This is a genomic window from Micromonospora sp. NPDC049529, assembly GCF_055586685.1.
In genome coordinates this window covers 99,465-114,130 of the sequence record NZ_JBVJHT010000013.1, presented here as the reverse complement: position 1 = coordinate 114,130, position 14,666 = coordinate 99,465, and the positions used below count along the sequence as shown (strand labels likewise).

Sequence of the window (14,666 nt, the reverse complement as noted above, 5' to 3'; positions counted from 1 at the left end):
ACGCGGCTGGTGTCGAAGCCGCCGGTGCCGTTGCCGGGGTAGAGGTAGAGGTCTTTGTTGGTGGCGTGGCGGGCGAGGATGTCGGCGTTGCCGTCGCTGTCGAAGTCGCCGACGGAGAAGATCACGTCGAAGGCGGACCAGTTGTTGCCGATGACGCGGCTGGTGTCGAAGCCGCCGGTGCCGTTGCCGGGGTAGAGGTAGAGGTCTTTGTTGGTGGCGTGGCGGGCGAGGATGTCGGCGTTGCCGTCGCCGTCGAAGTCGCCGGCGGAGAGGATGGTGTCGAAGGCGGACCAGTTGTTGCCGATGACGCGGCTGGTGTCGAAGCCGCCGGTGCCGTTGCCGGGGTAGAGGTAGAGGTCTTTGTTCGTGGCGTGTCGGGCGATCACGTCCGCCTTGCCGTCCCCGTTGAAGTCCCCGGCGGAGAAGACGAGGTCGAAGGCGGACCAGTTGTTGCCTACGACGCGGCTGGCCTCGAAGCCGCCGGTGCCGTTGCCGGGGTAGAGGTAGAGGTCCTTGTTGGTGGCGTGGCGGGCGAGGATGTCGGCGTTGCCGTCGCCGTCGAAGTCGCCGACGGAGAAGATCACGTCGAAGGCGGACCAGTTGTTGCCGATCACCCGGCTGGCACCGAAGCCGCCGGTGCCGTCGCCCTGGTAGAGGTAGAGGTCCTGGTTGGTGGCGTGCCGGGCCACGACGTCCGCCCTGCCGTCACCGCTGAAGTCGCGGACCGGCGCGGAGCCCGCCGCCAACGCCCGCAGGTCCGCCAGCGAGCCGTTGAAAACGTCCTGGTCGACGTTTCCGGAGACACCGGGGACCGAGCCGGTCGAGGTGTACTGCCAGACGGTGAACCGGGACCAGCCGTTGGCCAGGGTGCCGGGGCTGGCGCAGTAGCAGGGGTGGGCCAGCGGGTGCCCGCCGAAGGCGGTCGAGCCCACGCAGGGGTTCCACCAGTTCCGGTTGGTGTAGATCATCGCGGTTCGGCCGGTGCGGGCCTTGACCCGGTCGAGGAACTCGCCGATCCAGGCCACCATCTGGACCTGGGTGAGTCCGAAGCAGGTGGGCACGCTGTCCGGACCCCATTCGAGGTCGAGCATCGGGGGCAGGGTCCGGCCGTCGTCCACCACCCGGGCCCGGTCGAGAAAGTAGTCCGCCTGCTGCCGGCCACTGCTCTGGTCCGGCCGGGCGAAGTGGTACGCCCCGAAGTAGAGACCGTTCGACTTGGCGCCGTTGTGGTTCGCGGTGAAGGTGGGGTCGGTGTAGCCGCTGCCGAGACTGGCCCGGGCGTACGCGAAGTCGGTGCCGGCGCCCGCGACCGAGGCCCAGTTGATCGTTCCCTGGTACACCGACACGTCGATGCCGTGGACGGCGTACCCGGGTGGTGCGGCGCTTGCCGGGGCAGCGGGGGCCAGGCCCACGACGGTCGCCACGAGCGCGGCGACGGCGACGACGAGGCGGCCTCGAAAATGGGTGAAGCGTGACATGTCTTGGTCCTCTCTCTCCGGATTCAATGGGTGGGCCGGGCCGTGGAGACGGTGACCACCGCCCGGGGCGAGCGGGCGGTGGCCACCGTCGGTGGGGGGTGATCAGAAGATGAGGTCGAACGCGGACCAGTTGTTTCCCACGACCTGGCTGGCCTCGAAGCCGCCGGACCCGTTGCCGGGGTAGAGGTAGAGGTCCTGGTTGGTGGTGTGGCGGGCCAGTACGTCGGCGTCGCCGTCGCCGTTGAAGTCGCCGGGGGAGAGGATGGTGTCGAAGGCGGACCAGTTGTTGCCGATCACCCGGCTGGCGCCGAACCCGCCGGACCCGTTGCCCGGGTAGAGGTAGAGATCCTGGTTGGTGGTGTGGCGGGCCAGTACGTCGGCCTTGCCGTCGCCGTTGAAGTCACCGGCCGAGAAGATGCTGTCGAAGGCGGACCAGTTGTTGCCGATCACCCGGCTGGCGCCGAACCCGCCGGACCCGTCGCCCGGGTAGAGGTACAGGTCCTTGTTGCTGGCGTGCCGGCCGATCACGTCCACGTGGCCGTCGCCGTCGAAGTCCCCCGGCGAGAAGATGGTGTCGAAGGCGGACCAGTTGTTGCCGATGACGCGGCTGGTGTCGAAGCCGCCGGACCCGTTGCCGGGGTAGAGGTAGAGGTCCTGGTTGGTGGTGTGGCGGGCCAGGACGTCGGCGTCGCCGTCGCCGTTGAAGTCCCCGGCGGAGAAGATGGTGTCGAAGGCGGACCAGTTGTTGCCGACCACGGCGCTGCCGGCGAAGCCGCCCGAGCCGTTGCCCCGGTACAGATAGAGGTCCTTGTTGGTGCCGTGCCGGGCCAGCACGTCCGCCTTGCCGTCGCCGCTGAAGTCCACCGGCAGGGCGCTGCCGCAGTTGTTGCTGGTCCGCTTGACGCTGTAGTTGGCGTCGTCGTGGGTGATCCCGGAGGCCACCCCGTCGAAATGGGACTCGATCTTGGCGCCGTCCCGCTGCTGCTCGTAGTGCAGGTGCGGGCCGGAGGAACGGCCCGTACTGCCCACCTTGCCGAGCTGTTGACCACGGGTGACGGTGTCGCCGACGCGTACCATCGGCGACTGGAGCATGTGCAGGTAGAGGGTGCGCCAGCCGTTGCCGTGGTCGATCTTCACGTAGTAGCCGCCGCCAGTCCCCATCGGGCCGCTCGGGTTCTGCGGCGTCCGCCCGCCGAGCGTCCCGTCGATGCCGGAGGCGACCACGGTGCCGGCGAACGAGGCGAGGATCGGCCGGCCCCACGCGCTGCCCGAGGTGGGCGTCATGTCGATGTCGTAGTTGTCGTGGCCGACGTAGGTGGCGAGGCGCCAGGTCTCACCGCAGTTCACCGGGAGTTGGAAGAGGGGGCGCGGTCCGGCCGCCTGGGCGCTCTGGCCCGGGAGGACGGCGCCGGCCACGCCGATCGAGAGGGCCGCGAGGGCGCTGACGGCGCCGTTCAGCAGACGACGGGTACGTCCGACGGTGGTCATGGTTTCTCCTTCGAATGGGTGGAGTGAGGAAGCGCTGCCCCTTCGGGGCGGGGCGGTGGCTCAGAAGATGAGGTCGAAGCCGGACCAGTTGTTGCCGATGACGCGGCTGGCGCCGAGGCCGCCGGTGCCGTTGCTGGGGTAGAGGTAGAGGTCCTTGTTGGTGGCGTGGCGGGCGAGGATGTCGGTGTTGCCGTCGCCGTCGAAGTCCCCGGCGGAGAAGATCACGTCGAAGGCGGACCAGTTGTTGCCGATCACCCGGCTGGCGCCGAAGCCGCCGGTGCCGTTGCCGGGGTAGAGGTAGAGGTCCTTGTTCGTGGCGTGCCGGGCGATCACGTCCGCCTTGCCGTCCCCGTTGAAGTCCCCGGCGGAGAAGACGAGGTCGAAGGCGGACCAGTTGTTGCCTACGACGCGGCTGGCCTCGAAGCCGCCGGTGCCGTTGCCGGGGTAGAGGTAGAGGTCTTTGTTGGTGGCGTGGCGGGCGAGGATGTCGGCGTTGCCGTCGCCGTCGAAGTCCCCGGCGGAGAAGATCACGTCGAAGGCGGACCAGTTGTTGCCGATGACGCGGCTGGCCTCGAAGCCGCCGGTGCCGTTGCCGGGGTAGAGGTAGAGGTCCTTGTTGGTGGCGTGCCGGGCCAGGATGTCGGCGTCACCGTCGCCGTTGAAGTCGGCGGAGGTGGAGAGTATGTCGAAGGCGGACCAGTTGTTACCGATCACCTGACTGCCGGCGAAGCCACCGGAGCCGTCACCCTTGTAGAGGTAGAGGTCCTTGTTGGTGGCGTGCCGGGCGATCACGTCCGCCCTGCCGTCGCCGTTGAAATCGCCGCCCGGCTCGCCGTCGATGATCCGTTTGTACCGGATCGGGGCGAAGGTGTTGAGGTCGCTCCACGAGTTGAAGCCGAGACTCCCCACGTTGTTCGGCGCGTACGGGTTCTGCACCGTCTGCCCGTCCGAGTTGAACGAGTAGACGTACGCCCCCTGGCCGTGGTCGTTCGGGTTCTTCCAGTGCGAGAACAGCTCCATGTGCCCGCTGCGCAGCACCGCGTCGCCCGGCTTGAGCGAGTGCAGGCTGGGCAGGGTCCTGATCTGCCCCGAGCCGGGGAAGCTGTCGGTGCTGTAGCTGGTGCCCAGGTGCCAGGCCATCGAGACCAGGCCGGAGCAGTCGGTGCGGTAGTCCCGACCACTGCTGTCCGGCGCCGACCGGGACTGACTGTAGGTGAATCTACGGTCGACCCAGTACTGCGCGCGGGCGAGCACCTCGGCCCGGGTGATCGAACCGTTGACGCTGGAGGCGGCCGAGGCCGGTTGCGCGGTCAGCACCAGGTTGGTGCCGACGAGACCGACGGTGGTTGCCGCGACCGCGACGGCGGTGGCCACCCCGCGGAGTAGCCGGGTACGCCGGGAGAGCTTCTGCATGGCTACCAGTTCCTTTCCGACCCGGGCCCGTTGCCCGATGCGGAAAGGTTGGCGGTGGGTGCTGAAGCTTTACCCCAAAGCCGCTTCAGCGGATTCTGAAGCGGCTACAGCTTCTCCTGCAACGCGGTGACGAGTTCGCCGTACTCCCTGGTGCCGAAACTCTCGAAGATGGAAAGCGCCTCGGCCGCCGCCACCCCGGCGGCCTTCGGGTCGCCCCGCTCGGTCTGCAGCCCGGCCAGGACCCGCAGGGTCCGGGCCCGCCACAGGAGCAGCCCCAACTCGTCCCACCCCCGTAACGCGAGGGTGAGGAAGCGTTCGGCCCGGTCCAACTCACCGGTACTCAGTGCCAGCTCGCCCAGCACCCGTAACGTTGCCGCCTGGCCCCAGCGGTCGCCGGCCTCCTGACTGATCGCCAGTGAGCGGTGCAGCGGCTGCTCCGCCTCGCCGGGGCGGTCCAGCCGGATCAGCGTCTTGCCGAGGGCCCTGAGCCCGTACGCCTCCAGCAGCGTGTCGCCGACCTGCCGGAACCCGTCGAGCGACCGTGAGCACTGCTCCAACGCCTCGTCCAGCTCCCCCCGGGACCGGTGGTACAACGCCAACGAGCGTTGCGTCATCGCCTCGCCCCGCCGGCTGCCGGAGCGGCGGTAGGCGGCCAACGCCTCGGTCAGGTCCTGGTACGCGGCCGGGTAGTCGCCCTGCTCGACCCGGACCGAGCCGGCGAGTCGCCGGAGATAGCCGATGGCGTTGTCGTCGCCGAGCCCCTCCACGATCACCGCCGCCCGGCCGAAGAAGTGCAGCGATTCGGCCAGGTGTCCCTGCTCCCGGCAGACCTCTCCCAGTTCGGCGAGGGTGGTCGCCTCCCCCCGCTCGTCCTTGTCCTGGCGGAAGGCGTCCAGTGCCTGCCGGAGGTAGTCCTTCGCCTCGGTGTAGCGGTCCTGGGCACAGCGCAACCGCCCGAAGCCGGAGAGCAGGATCGCCTCGCCATAGCGGTTCCCGCTGCGCCGGGCCGCCTGGAGTGCGGCGTCGTGCGTACGGGTCCACGCGTCGAACCGGTTCGCCTTGGAGTACTCCACCGTCGACAGCGCGCGGGCCAGGTCACAGGCGACCTGGTCGAGCCCCATTCCGGCGGCGACCTCGACCGCCGTGATCAACGCGTTGTGTTCGACGTCGAGCCAGACCCGATGGTTGGCGGCGACCCGCCGGGTCACCTCCTCGTAGGGGGCGGAGGCCACCCGTGACTTTTCCAGGATGTCGAACTGCCCCGACGGCGACCCCACCGTGATCGTCTGGATCAGCCAGATCCAGTGCCCGATCACCTGGGAGACGATCTGGTTCCGGGTGGCGACCGTCTCCTCCGCCTCGGCCCGCTCCCGGGCGAAGATCCGCACCAGGTCGTGGATCCGGTACCGCAGGTCGCCCAGACCGTCGACGCTGGTGAAGTCGACCAGTTGCGCGTCGACCAGCCGCTCGACCGCCTGTTCGCCCTCCAGTTCGGCGAGGCGGAGCGCGGCGGCGACGATCCAGGACGGAAAGTCGGGCAGGCCGAGCAGGCCGAGGATCCGCAACGCCGACTGTGCCTGCGGATCGAGCGTACGGTAGCTCAGCGAGATGCTGGCCCGTACCTCCTGGTCGCCGACGCTGAGTTCGTCCAGCCGCCGACGTTCGTCAGCCAGCCGGTCGGCCAACAGTTGCAGCGGCCAACGCTGCCGGCTGGCCAACCGCGCCCCGGCCACCCGGATGGCCAGCGGAAGGCCGCCGCACTGGGCGACGATCCAGCGGGCCGCGGCCGGCTCGTGTTCGACCCGTTCGGCGCTGACGATCTTGGCCAGCAGGGCCATCGACTCGTCCGGGCCCAGCACGTCCAGCTCGGTCACCGACAGGCCGGCGAGCCCCATCAGCCGACTACGCGAGGTGATGATGACCGAACAGCCGGGGGTGCCCGGGAGCAGGGGGCGTACCTGCCGTTCGCTCCCCGCGTCGTCCAGCAGCACCAGCATCCGCTTGCCGGCCATCAACGTACGGTAGCGAGCGACCCGCTCCTCGGTGGTCTCCGGCAGGTCGGCCGGCGCGACCCCGAGCGCCTGGAGGAACCGGCCCAGCACCTCCCGGGGCTCCGCCGGTGCCTCGCTCATTCCGCGCAGGTCGGCGTAGAGCTGGCCGGTGGGGTACTCAGGTGCCACGGTGTGGGCCACCCGGGCGGCCAACGCGGACTTGCCGGAACCGCCCTTACCCGCGATCACGTGCACCGGCACCACGGGCGCGCGGTCGGTCAACGCGGTGGCGAGGGCGCGTACCTCGACCTCGCGCCCGGTGAAGTCGGCCGGTACCGGTGGGAGCTGAGCCGGTGCCGTGCGCGGCGTGGCCTCCGGTTCCTGCTCCGCCGGTCCCGGCGCCGACTGCTCCATCCGAACCGGGTGGGACCGCCCCCGCCCGCCGTCCGGCCCGGTGACGGCCGGGTCGTCACGCAGGATCGCGTGCTGCACCGCCTGCAGTTCCGGCCCCGGCTCGATCCCCAGCTCCTCCACCAGCGCGCTCCGGGCGTCCTGGTAGACCGCGAGCGCCTCCGGGCGCCGGCCCAGCCCGGACAACGCCCGCATGAGCTGCCCCCGCAGGCGTTCCCGAAACGGGTACCGGCTTACCAGGTCGGCCAGCTCCGCGGAGACCTCGTCGAACCGGCCCAGGGCCAGGTCGGCGTTGATCCGGTCCTCGACCGTGGCGATTCGCAGGTCGTTCAGGCGGGCGGCCTCACCGGCGAGCAGCCCGCTCTCCGCGCCGCCCAGCGCCGCGCCGCGCCACTGGGCCGACGCCGCGCGGAGCAGCTCGGCCGCGTCCCGGTGCCGGTGCTCGGCCGCCGCCGCGCGCCCCTGCGCCAGCAACCGCTCGAACACGTCACGATCGAGGGTGTGCGGGGCCAGCCGCAGTGCGTAGCCGGGCGGACGGGTGGCGATCATGTCGACCGCGCCGGCCCGGGCCAGTACCTGGCGCAGGGTGGAGATGTAGGTCTGCAACACGTTGCGGGCCCGGTCCGGCGGGGCACTGCCCCAGATCGCGTCGATCAGCCGGGCGCCCGGTACGACCTGGTCGTGCTCGACCAGGAGAACGGTGAGCAGAGTCCGTGGCTTTGTCCCGCCCAACTGCACCGGGTGTTCCCTTGCCCAGGCTTCGACCGGCCCCAGCAACCGAAAGTCCACGCCATCCTCCCCCCAGGATGCGTCTACGATCGACAAGGGTAACTGTCTATGCGGCGGTCGAAATCAGCCGTTCGGTCAGCGCGGCAGCTGCGGGTAGAGCAGTGCACCGGCGGCCAGGAGCTGGACCGCGCCCAGTTCGCCGAGGAGGTCACGATCGCCGTGCACTGCCTCAAGGACGTCCCCGGCGACGTCGACCTGCCCGAGGGCCTGGCCGCGGCGGCCCCTCGGCCACAAGTCCACCCCGGCATGCGAGGCGTCGTACTTCTGTCCAGTCCCACCAGAGTCGAGTGCGCGGCCAGCTGATGACGCTCGGCTCAGCCGACGCCCGTGTTGTAGCCGGAGGCGATGATCCCGCGGTCGATCCACCGGTCGCCGCCGAGCCAGGCGAGGTCGTTGAGCCACCCGCGGACCGAGCCGTTGCGCGGGTCGGCGGCGAGATAGTCGTGGTCGAGGTCGACATCGAGCTTCGCGAACATCACCTGGCGGCCGTTGAGGTTGACGCCGGTGTTGTAGCCGGAGGCGACGACGCCGCGGTCGATCCAGCGGTCGCCGCCCTGGAAGGCGCCGTCGTTGAGCCAGGCCCGCACCGAGCCGTCACGTGGGTCGACGGCCAGGAAATCCGAGTAGTGGTCGCCGTCGATGTCGGCGAACCGCACCTGACGCGCGCCGGTGCCGACGCCGGTGTTGTAGCCGGAGGCCACGGTCCCGGCGTCGATCCAGTGGTCGCCGGCCCAGGCGGCGCCGTCGTTGAGCCAGGCCCGCACCGAGCCGTTGCGGGGATCCACAGCCAGGTAGTCGGCGGTGCTGTTCCAGTCGAGGTAGCCGAACTGCACCTGCCGGGCACCGATGCCGACGCCGGTGTTGATGCCGGAGGCGATCACCCCGCGGTCGAGCCAGTGGTCGCCGGGGCGGTCCGCGCCGTTGTTGATCCACGCCCGCACCGATCCGTCGCGCGGGTCGACGGCCAGGTAGTCGGCCCGCCGGTCACCGTCGAGGTCGGCGAACTGCACCTGCCGGGCGCCGGTGCCGACGCCGGTGTTGTAGCCGGAGGCGATGATGCCGGCGTCGATCCATTTGTCGCCAGGATCGTGCGCGCCGTTGTTGAGCCAGGCGTGCACCGATCCGTTGCGCGGGTCAACGGCCAGGTAGTCGTCGCGCCGGTCGCCGTTGACGTCGGCGAACTGCAGGACGCGCCCGTTGGGGATCGGCTCGCCCGAGCAGGTGGTCGGGGCCTGCGGCGCGCTGATCCAGTCCTTGGTCGCGGCCCGCAGCACGCCGATGGTGAACGCCTTGCCCATCTTGGTGTAGCCGCGGTCGTTGGGGTGCACGTCATCGGCGATGTCTGCGGTCGTGACCGCACCGAGGTCGACGTAGACCACCTTCCGGCCGGCGACCCGGCGGCTCTCCACCACGTCGTAGAGGGCCCGGTTGAACGCGCGGATCCGGGTGTCGATCGCCGGAGTGCGGGAGGGAACCAACGACGAGACGATCACCGTGGCCTCGGGCACGGTCGCGAAGACCTGGTCGACGAGGGCGCCGAGGCGGGCCGGAGCGGTCGATGCCTGATAGTTCTGGATCATGTCGTTGGTGCCGAGGTGGAGCGTGACCACGTTGGGTCGGGTGCCCGCGAGCCAGCACCGCGCCTCGACGGCGATCTGGTCGATCCGCCAGGCGATGTGGCCCTCGTGATTGCGGTCCACACCGGCGGAGCCGTTGCTCAGGGAGCCGACGAAGTCGTAGCCGACACCGTGCGTGGAAAGCCCGCTCTGCAACTGGCGCCGGTAGCTGTCCTCGGTGGGGCTGCCGATCCCGTAGGTGATCGAGTCGCCGAGGGGCATCACCCGCAACGCACCGACGGGCCGGCCGAGCCGCTGCACCGCACCCGGAATGTAGGGGGCGATGGTCTCGAGGAAGCTGCCGCCGGCGCCGCACGCCGTCCGGATCACGCCGGAGAACGTCTCACCGATCCGCTTCAGGTTCTGACCGAGGCTCCGCATCGTCCCCGGGCCCTTCTCCACGAGCCACCGACCGATACCGGTTTGTGCCCAGGCGACCCCGCCGACGAACGCGTAGGCCATGTTGATCAGCGTATTGATCCACTCCTGGCCGTCGGACAGCTTCCCGTCGACCGCCATGAGGATCACACTCTTGACGAACTCACCGAACGCGGCGCCGACCGCCGTGCACCACGGTGCGGCCGCCGGAAGAAACGCCACGCAGGCGGCGTCGGCGGCGATCGTGATCAGCAGCGCGACCGCGCCCGCCAGGATGGTCTGCCACCAGTTCGCCTCCACGTGCGGCGCGGCATCGAAGATCACGATCCGTACACCGGTGGCCGTACGACTCAGGTCGCCGTCGAAGTTCATCCAGGTGTCGACACCGGCGCTGGGCAACCCCGACGGGTACGCCTCGAGGATGTCGCGCAGCGAGTCGCCCAGCGGCTGGGCGCGCCCTTCGATCTCCTGGATCTTCCGGTCCACGGTGGCGGCGTCGTACGCCTCCGTGATGGCGAGGTCGACCGTGACGTCGTCCGCGTCGGCCGCGACGGCGGGGGCCGGCGCGAGGCCGGCGATCACGGAGAAGGCCGTCACGGCGACGACCAGGAGTCGACCTATCCGGCGGTACGAACGCCGCCTCATGGTCACGACCAGTGCCCGTCGAATTCGATGATCACGAATAGACGGTAGGCGTCGTCACACATGCGGTCAATAGATAGACATCAAACTCTAGGTCAAGACGATCCGGACCCGCTCGGTCTACTCGGCCGCCGGCCGCTCGAGCAGTTTCCGGGTCTCGTCCCAGAGTCGTGTCTGCAGCGGCGGGGCGTTCCCCGGGGATACGGGCTGGATGCGGCGCGCTCCTCGGACGGCGTGGTAGTCGCCGGTTCGGCCGGCGAACGCGGGGTCGGCGGCCCGGGCGACGATGAGGCCGGCGCCGCGCACGGGATAGCGTGGGGTCCGTGTGGGGTCCCTGGCCGGGCCTGCGACGCCTACCGGCAGCTAACGACGTCTACCGCTCCCTGTCGACGCCTACCGACCGCAGGCGGGTACCCTGAGGACTCGCGCCCTCGTAGCTCAGGGGATAGAGCATCGGTTTCCTAAACCGTGTGTCGCAGGTTCGAATCCTGCCGGGGGCACCAGTGCGAGGTCCTGACCAGCAACAAGCTGGCCGTGGTGTAGATGTCTATCTATGTTGATTTGAGTCATCCCCCGAAAATCCCCCCCGGTAACACGTGTGGGCGATCAGGTTACGGCGGGCCCCCTGCTGGGGCGTCGGCAGCTGTCCCTGCGTGCCTATCCGGATCTGCGCGGGTCACGTGGCGGAGCTCGGGCTCGATTGCCGCTTGGTTAGCCCAAACCGCCGGCCGCAGCGGCAGGGCGCCGACCGCCTCCTTGAGCGCCGGTTGCCGCCGGCCGGCCGGCGGTTGCGGCATTCGGCCGGCACGGGCTGTCCACCGCGTATGCGCCTACCGCCTCCATCGTGACAACGCCGATGTGCGCCGCGATGGCCTGGATGGCCTCACGGCGCGCTTGGCGTCGGCTTCCTTGTCGAGCAGGGTGGCGACGGTCTTACGGAAGGTGTGCGGGGGGTGACCCATTCGAGGCCCGCGTCGGCGCGGGCTTGACGCCCACTGGCGGCGCACGTTCTGCGGGGACAGCCAGGTGCCACGCCGGGAGGAGTAGATGGCGTCGTGGGGGTTATCGGCGGCGTGGAACTTGCGGGCCAACAGCATCGCGACCGCGAACCGAGGCAGGACCACCGTTCGGAAGGCTGCATGCTCCTACAAGTCCAACGTTCCCGCGCCGGGCGAAACACACAGTAGTAGCTCCTGGGCGGAACACCGTAGGCGCAGCGCCACCCGCGACATGCCCGAGACCGGGTCGGCAACAGCAACCCCGACGACTCCGCCGCCGGCGACAGCTGCTGCGGACCCGCACCGGCCGTCGAGCCGCTGTCACGCAGGCTGGCCACCGGCATCACCGGAGGGCTGCTCGCCGCGCCACTGAACCTCGTCACGCTCGACGCCGAACCCGCCGGAGCGCAGACCGGCTGCTGCTGCGGCAGTAATGCCCAGCACCATAACGGTGCCCGCCGACCCCACCGGCGAGCACCACGCTTTGCGGATCGTCGCCGCCCTCATCCTCGCTCTCGCCCTCGGCTACAGCAGCTCTGCTACGCCTGCCCGGTCGTGCGTTGCTCCTACGATCGCCAGAGGCTGGGACGCGCTACTCGGCATCAGCCCGCGTGTTCTGGCCGGGGCGCTGTCAGCGCCTGGACCACCGCCGGCCTTGATCAAATGCGCAGTCAACGGCCACGGCAACCAGCGTGCGAAGCGCTGAGCGCCAGCACGCCGACGTTATGCGTTACGCAGAGCCTGCTTGGCGAACCTCACGCGAGCCTCGATCTGCGTCCACAAGGTCTCCGCGGTGGCCGTCGGGATCGGCTCGTCGTATCCGACGGTCTGGTCGGCATTGACCCAGGTGACGATCATCCAGCCGGCGTCGTAGACCTTCTGCGAGATGAATCGCTCGATGGCGGTCGCGTACTGGGTCGCATAGGTCATGTTTTGGAACGCAGGGTCGATCGTCGGCACGCGCAACTGCCTCGGTGGAACTGGCTTAATCGGTACGCCGCTCTCGCAGTCGCGGTTGAACGTGATGCACCAGGCGGACCAGACCCCGAGCGTGCCGAAGGCCTTGGTCATCTCCTGGACGGTCTTGGCGTCGACGGAGCTGCCGATGGCCTCCTCGATGCGGTTGTTCGCGTTGTTGCCCGGGCTCGACGCCTGCGACTTCAGCTCGACGACGCCTACCAGGTGGCCCTTATACATCGCTACGACGTCCCAGTTCTTCGACCGGCGGAAGTAGCCGGGGACGACGCTGTCGATGGTCACCTCGTGCTCGGGGAGCCCTGCGTCGATGAACATCTGTCGGACGAACGCCGCGATGCTCTGCATGTGCCTGGCGTCGCGGGCCTGGGCCCCGGTGTTCGACTTTCCGTCGGCGGCCAGCTTGGCGACGGCGGCGTTCTTCGCCTTCCACCAGTTCTCAAGCAGCGGCTGCACATCACGGGCCATGAGTCAGAGTCCTTCGGTGAGCTCGTAGCTGGAGAGGTCGATGTCGTAGGCCCTGGCTGCGGCCTCCGTGGCCGCAAGGACGTCCCGCCTGCGGAACGCGTCACGGAGCGCGTCGCCGATGTCATCGGGGATCGCGTCGGGCGCCGGCACGCGGATCTGCTTGAGGTACTGCGCCTGGAACCGGAGGGTTCCCCCGCGCATCCGTACGCAGTAGGCCTCGATGAACGCCTGCGCGACCCTGGATAATAGCAACCCTCCGAGCACCTCCATGTCCCAGGTGTCGGAGACGACGTAGTAGAGGTTGTGGTGCGGGTAGTAGCCGCCGGTCTCCAGGACGGGATGGATATTGGTCTTCATGTCCTGGATCAGTAGCTTTGGCCTGTCCGTGACCGTGGCGTTCACCTTGTCGATAGTCCGGTACCAGGAGCCCGGTGCCTTTTTGGCGACGAAGCGGTCCTTTAGGCCCGGGTGCTTCCCGAGGTACGCCGCCATCCGGGGGTAGTCGGCGAGGTCGACCAGGCGGCCGTCGGTGTCCCACGGGTTCACCAGGTAGTTGCCCTGCCACGCGAACGAGCCGGTTTTCAGGTCCTGTCGCATCGAGAGCGGGAGCATCCGATCCGGCTCGACGGCGTCGCGATCCTTGGTGACGTACGCCTTGTCCGCGCCGGTCGCGATCCCGATAGACACCCTGGTGCCGGTGACCCGGTCATGGAGCGGGCCGAACTGGTCGTTGAGCAGCTCGATCAGGGCGAGTCTGGCCGGGGATCCGGTCGGCCAGAAAGACCCGCTGTTGAACCAGTGCGGCAGTCGGTGCGCCTTGACACCGACGTCGAGAAAGTCGTGAAACGAACTGTCCGAGGTGGCCTTCGCGAGTGCGAACGCCTGCGCCGCTCCGAAATCCGCGGTCGTGTCCGCGACGATCACAGGACCCTGCGGCCTGTTCGCGAGGACGGTGATCGCCGGGTAGGCGGATACCTGGGCCTCGAACGCATCGGTGTCGTGCATCGTCCAAATGTGCTCGACCGAGTAGCGCGCCGCGACGAGCTCACGCAGCGCGCCACCGTACTGGTTGCGCATCCACCGGTCGGCGCAGATGAAGCCGAGTCGGCCCTCCGGCTTGAGTATGGCGAGACAGCGTTCGATGAACCCGACGTAGATATCCCCACGGCCGCGCATCGTGGACCAGGTTCGGCGGTACGCGGCGGCGGTCACTTCGTCGAGATCGTCGTAGCGGATATAGGGCGGGTTGCCGATCGCGACATCGGCCTCGCGGTCTCCCACATCGTCGAGCAGGAAGTCAGTGTTTCGGACCCAGGTCGCGGCCAGCGATGTCGCGGTCGACTGTGCTGCGCCCGCGGCAACAAGGAGATCCCGGCACAGAGCCCGCGACGTACGAACGTGCTCGGGCTGGAGGTCGTAGGCACGGATCGCATCAGCCAGCGTCGCGAGGTCTCGCCTGCGGGAGCTCGCGGAGGCGATCAAACGCTCGACGGCGGGCCCGAGAAATGCCCCTGAGCCACAGGACGGTTCAATGAGGTAGAGGTCGCCGAGGTCGCGATCAGCCGTGTAGCCCGTAAGGTCGAGCAGCACGTCGACGACCCATCGCCTGGTGAACACCTCGCCGTAACTAACTGGGGAGACCGCGTCGCGCTCCAGAAACACCTGCTCGACTGCACTCACCGTCATCCTCTGCTCGCCCGATTCGTCACTTCAGCTCGTAGACGAGCGATGATCTCAGGTTACCCAGAGGGGTGACATCGACGGGGAGGCCATCCGCGTCGGAGTTCGTCGTGTCCCGCGCGTGATCCGTAACGGCTGCGGATCACACCCGGATGCGGTGCGGAAGCCGGACGGCTTGCTGGCACGCATCCGCCTCGAGCGACGCGGTCTGCTCGTCAAGGCGGTACAGCAGGCTGCAGGAGCACTACGAGGTCGTAGACCGGGGGACAGCCGACCCTGTAGGCGGCTGGGCTGTCCGCCCAGGTGATTGAGATGGAAGCCTTCCGAAATGATCAGTCG

General features: G+C 69.0%; 8 protein-coding genes, 1 tRNA gene and 1 pseudogene. 1 reads left to right on the top strand and 9 read right to left on the bottom strand.

Annotated elements, in window-relative coordinates; genetic code table 11:
* The 6 genes from ACZ6QQ_RS23535 to ACZ6QQ_RS23510 all read right to left on the bottom strand — a co-directional run.
* On the bottom strand, window positions 1–1,478 hold a 1,478-nt coding region (locus ACZ6QQ_RS23535; RefSeq protein ID WP_465879067.1), incomplete at its 3' end, for a GH25 family lysozyme.
* Window positions 1,479–1,580: 102 nt separating this feature from the next.
* On the bottom strand, window positions 1,581–2,966 hold the full coding sequence (locus ACZ6QQ_RS23530; RefSeq protein WP_465879066.1) for an FG-GAP-like repeat-containing protein: 1,386 nt from the start codon (window positions 2,964–2,966) through the stop codon (window positions 1,581–1,583).
* Between the two features lie 60 nt (window positions 2,967–3,026).
* Window positions 3,027–4,379 (bottom strand): FG-GAP repeat domain-containing protein, encoded by a 1,353-nt coding sequence (locus ACZ6QQ_RS23525; protein WP_465879064.1) that lies wholly within the window; start codon window positions 4,377–4,379, stop codon window positions 3,027–3,029.
* Between the two features lie 104 nt (window positions 4,380–4,483).
* Window positions 4,484–7,570, bottom strand: a complete 3,087-nt coding sequence (locus ACZ6QQ_RS23520) for an AfsR/SARP family transcriptional regulator (RefSeq protein WP_465879063.1) — start codon at window positions 7,568–7,570, stop codon at window positions 4,484–4,486.
* A gap of 75 nt (window positions 7,571–7,645) precedes the next feature.
* Window positions 7,646–7,810, bottom strand: a complete 165-nt coding sequence (locus ACZ6QQ_RS23515; RefSeq protein ID WP_465879062.1) for a hypothetical protein — start codon at window positions 7,808–7,810, stop codon at window positions 7,646–7,648.
* 74 nt (window positions 7,811–7,884) lie between these two features.
* Entirely contained in the window at window positions 7,885–10,161 is a 2,277-nt protein-coding gene (locus ACZ6QQ_RS23510) for a GDSL-type esterase/lipase family protein (protein ID WP_465879059.1), read from the bottom strand.
* A 472-nt stretch (window positions 10,162–10,633) separates the two neighbouring features.
* On the opposite strand from ACZ6QQ_RS23510, the gene ACZ6QQ_RS23505 reads away from it, so the two are divergent.
* A tRNA-Arg gene (locus ACZ6QQ_RS23505) sits at window positions 10,634–10,709 on the top strand.
* A 384-nt stretch (window positions 10,710–11,093) separates the two neighbouring features.
* Here the strand turns inward: ACZ6QQ_RS23505 and ACZ6QQ_RS23500 are convergent.
* From ACZ6QQ_RS23500 to ACZ6QQ_RS23490, 3 genes and pseudogenes are all read right to left on the bottom strand, one after another.
* Window positions 11,094–11,345 (bottom strand): annotated as a pseudogene (locus tag ACZ6QQ_RS23500) (tyrosine-type recombinase/integrase); the annotation flags it as partial.
* Between the two features lie 582 nt (window positions 11,346–11,927).
* A complete protein-coding gene (locus tag ACZ6QQ_RS23495) occupies window positions 11,928–12,647 on the bottom strand; it encodes a PaeR7I family type II restriction endonuclease (RefSeq protein WP_465879058.1) in 720 nt (239 codons plus the stop codon).
* Window positions 12,648–12,650: 3 nt separating this feature from the next.
* A complete protein-coding gene (locus ACZ6QQ_RS23490) occupies window positions 12,651–14,327 on the bottom strand; it encodes an Eco57I restriction-modification methylase domain-containing protein (RefSeq protein WP_465879057.1) in 1,677 nt (558 codons plus the stop codon).
* Window positions 14,328–14,666: the final 339 nt, after the last annotated feature.

Coding starts and splice junctions, on each gene's coding strand:
- ACZ6QQ_RS23525 (WP_465879064.1), bottom strand. CDS start 4,379: ATGCAGAAGCTCTCCCGGCGTACCCGGCTACTCCGCGGGGTGGCCACC.
- ACZ6QQ_RS23530 (WP_465879066.1), bottom strand. CDS start 2,966: ATGACCACCGTCGGACGTACCCGTCGTCTGCTGAACGGCGCCGTCAGC.
- ACZ6QQ_RS23495 (WP_465879058.1), bottom strand. CDS start 12,647: ATGGCCCGTGATGTGCAGCCGCTGCTTGAGAACTGGTGGAAGGCGAAG.